The 2,740-nt window shown below is 69.2% G+C and carries 3 protein-coding genes and 1 pseudogene; all 4 read left to right on the forward strand.

The features are described 5' to 3' along the window. The first annotated feature begins 23 nt into the window (after window positions 1–23). Complete coding sequence (gene rpmF / locus G6027_RS08110; protein WP_179525844.1) at window positions 24–194, forward strand: 50S ribosomal protein L32; 171 nt, start codon at window positions 24–26, stop codon at window positions 192–194. Window positions 195–401: 207 nt separating this feature from the next. Then, a complete protein-coding gene (locus G6027_RS08115) occupies window positions 402–1,085 on the forward strand; it encodes a response regulator transcription factor (protein ID WP_182617164.1) in 684 nt (227 codons plus the stop codon). Continuing rightward, window positions 1,085–2,476, forward strand: a complete 1,392-nt coding sequence (locus G6027_RS08120; RefSeq protein ID WP_182636727.1) for an ATP-binding protein — start codon at window positions 1,085–1,087, stop codon at window positions 2,474–2,476. Before G6027_RS08115 ends, G6027_RS08120 begins: the two co-directional genes overlap by 1 nt. Window positions 2,477–2,535: 59 nt before the next feature. Next, a pseudogene (locus G6027_RS18410) lies at window positions 2,536–2,740 on the forward strand (serine protease); the annotation flags it as partial.

A 2,740-nucleotide genomic window follows, 5' to 3' on the forward strand; every position in this document is an offset into this window, starting at 1 on the left:
AGACCGAAGAGGACGTAATAGTCATGGCAGTTCCGAAGCGTCGCCTCTCGCGCGCCAACACCCATTCCCGCCGCTCGCAGTGGAAGGCCGAGAACCCGGCCCTCCAGGAGACCAAGATCGACGGCCGCGCCGTGGTGCTGCCGCGTCGCCTGGTCAAGGCCGCCAAGCTCGGCCTCGTCGACCTCGACCGCTGACTCTCGACCGCTGACTGTCGGTTGACTGAGCGTCGAGACTACTGAGCCCGGCGGCGCCCACACGTCGCACGCACACGCCCGGTCACGAGCCCGGCGGGTCCCCTCGGACCCGCCGGGCTCGTCGGCGTCGAAGGGTGTGGCGCGGGGTCGCGATCAGTCGCGGGTTTCCTCAGCCGTGTTTCAGGCGTGTGGGAGAGACTCTTCCGTATGAAGATCCTCGTTGTGGACGACGACCAGGCCGTGCGTGAATCCCTGCGCCGCTCCCTCACGTTCAACGGTTATTCGGTGGAACTCGCGGGGGACGGGGTCGAGGCGGTCGAGCGCCTCGACGCGAACCGCCCGGACGCGGTGATCCTCGACGTGATGATGCCCCGCCGCGACGGCCTCGAGGTGTGCCGGATACTGCGGAGTCGGGGGGATGATCTCCCGGTGCTCATGCTGACCGCCCGGGACGCGGTGTCGGAGCGGGTGGCGGGCCTGGACGCGGGCGCCGACGACTACCTGCCCAAGCCCTTCGCGTTGGAGGAGTTGTTGGCCCGGCTACGGGCGTTGCTTCGCCGACGCGGTCCGGAGGCCGAGGACGTGGACGAGGTGTTGGAGTTCGAGGACCTGCGGATGGACCTGGCGACCCGCGAGGTCAACCGGGGTGAACGCCGCATCCAGTTGACCCGGACCGAGTTCTCCCTCCTCGAGTTGCTCCTGCACCATCCCCGTCGTGTCCTCACCCGGAGTCACATCCTCGAGGAGGTGTGGGGTTACGACTTCCCCACATCGGGCAACGCGCTCGAGGTGTACATCGGGTACCTCCGACGTAAGACCGAGGGCGACGGCGAGAGTCGTCTGATCCACACCGTGCGTGGCGTGGGATACGTGTTGCGCGAGACGCCGTAGTGCGAGCCCGCACGGTGGGGTGGGGCTCCACACCGATCTCCCTGCACCAGCGGGTCACCCTGTTGGCGGCGAGCTCGGTGGGCGTCGCGGTGGCGTTGATGGCCGTCGCGGCGTACTTCGTCGTGTCCGGGTCGATGTACAGCGAGGTCAACAACCGGCTCCAGCAACAGGCCGATCAACTGGTCAACAGCCAACTCGCCTCGGAGTTCGCGCTCCAGTCCCGCAGCACGCTCATCGCGTTGCGGGCCTTCAATCCCAATCTGGACGCGCAGATCGTCGCGCCCTCCGGTGTGCGGACGGCCACCGGCGAGCCCTTCCAGATCGGCGGACCCGAGATCGCCGTGGTGCGCGGCGAGGCCGAGTCGAGTCTGCGGACGGCCGGGGGTAAGCAGATCTACGCCGTGGGGGTCCGCGACGGATCGACACTCATCCTGGCGCAGGACCTGAGCCCCACCAGAGCGGCACTGAACCGCCTGGCGATCGTCCTGACCTTGGTGGGTGCGGCCGGTATCGCGCTGGCGGCGGTGGCCGGGACGGCGGTGGGGCGCACGGGTCTGGCGCCGGTCGCCCGGTTGACCAGGGCGGTGGAGCGGATCGCCAGGACCGATGACCTGCGGCCAATCCCGGTGGCGGGTGACGACGAGATCGCCCGGCTCACCGCCAGTTTCAATCAGATGCTCGTCGCGCTGGGGGAGAGCAGGGATCGACAATCGCGGCTCGTGGCCGACGCCGGGCACGAGCTCAAGACACCCCTGACCAGTCTGCGTACCAACGTGGAGCTGCTGATTGCCGCGAGCAGGCCTGGGGCTCCGACCATCCCGGCCGCGGACAGGGGGGCGCTCGAGGTCGATGTGATCGGTCAGATCTCCGAGCTCACCCAGTTGGTCGGGGACCTGGTCGAGCTCGCCCGAGAGGATTCCGGCGAGGTCGAGCTGGAACCGGTCGCGGTGTCCGAGGCGGTCGAGCGGGCCCTCGAGCGCGTCCGTCGGCGCCGCCATGACGTGCGGTTCGACGTGGATCTGGCGCCCTGGTACTCGTTCGGCGACAACGCGGGAATCGAGCGTGCGGTGCTGAACATCTGCGACAACGCGGCCAAGTGGAGCCCCACCGGAGGCACGGTGACGGTCCGGATGAATCCGGTGTCGGAGTCGGTCGTGGAACTGACCGTCGCCGACCAGGGGCCGGGTATCCCGGAAGAGGACAGGCAACTGGTCTTCGAACGATTCCACCGCTCGCGGGAGGCACGTGCGATGCCGGGTTCGGGGCTCGGGTTGGCGATCGTCCGCCAGGTGGTCACCCGCCACGGAGGGACTGTGGAGATCCATGACGCGGACGGCGGAGGCACCGAGGTGCGGATGACCATCCCCGGTTGCGAGCTCCCCCCGAACTGACCCCGGGGGATTCCTGTCGTCTCAGCGGGCACACAGCGCGGTGAGGAACCATGGCGGGTATGGAGAACGAGAACGATCGGGGCACAGGCGGTCCCCGGCCCGGCGACGAGTGGGCCTCGGGTCCGGGCGCGGGTCCGGGTGGATACGGTCAGCGACCAGCCGGGCAGAGCCAGTACGGTCCCGCGCAGCCCGGGCAGTACGGTCCCGCGCAGCCCGGCCAGTACGGGCACGTCCAGCCGAACCAGGGGTGGGGCGGACCGGGCC

Origin of the sequence: Dietzia sp. SLG310A2-38A2 (assembly GCF_014145095.1) — a bacterium.
Taxonomy (GTDB): Bacteria; Actinomycetota; Actinomycetes; order Mycobacteriales; family Mycobacteriaceae; genus Dietzia.

Coding starts and splice junctions, on each gene's coding strand:
- rpmF (WP_179525844.1), top strand. CDS start 24: ATGGCAGTTCCGAAGCGTCGCCTCTCGCGCGCCAACACCCATTCCCGC.
- G6027_RS08115 (WP_182617164.1), top strand. CDS start 402: ATGAAGATCCTCGTTGTGGACGACGACCAGGCCGTGCGTGAATCCCTG.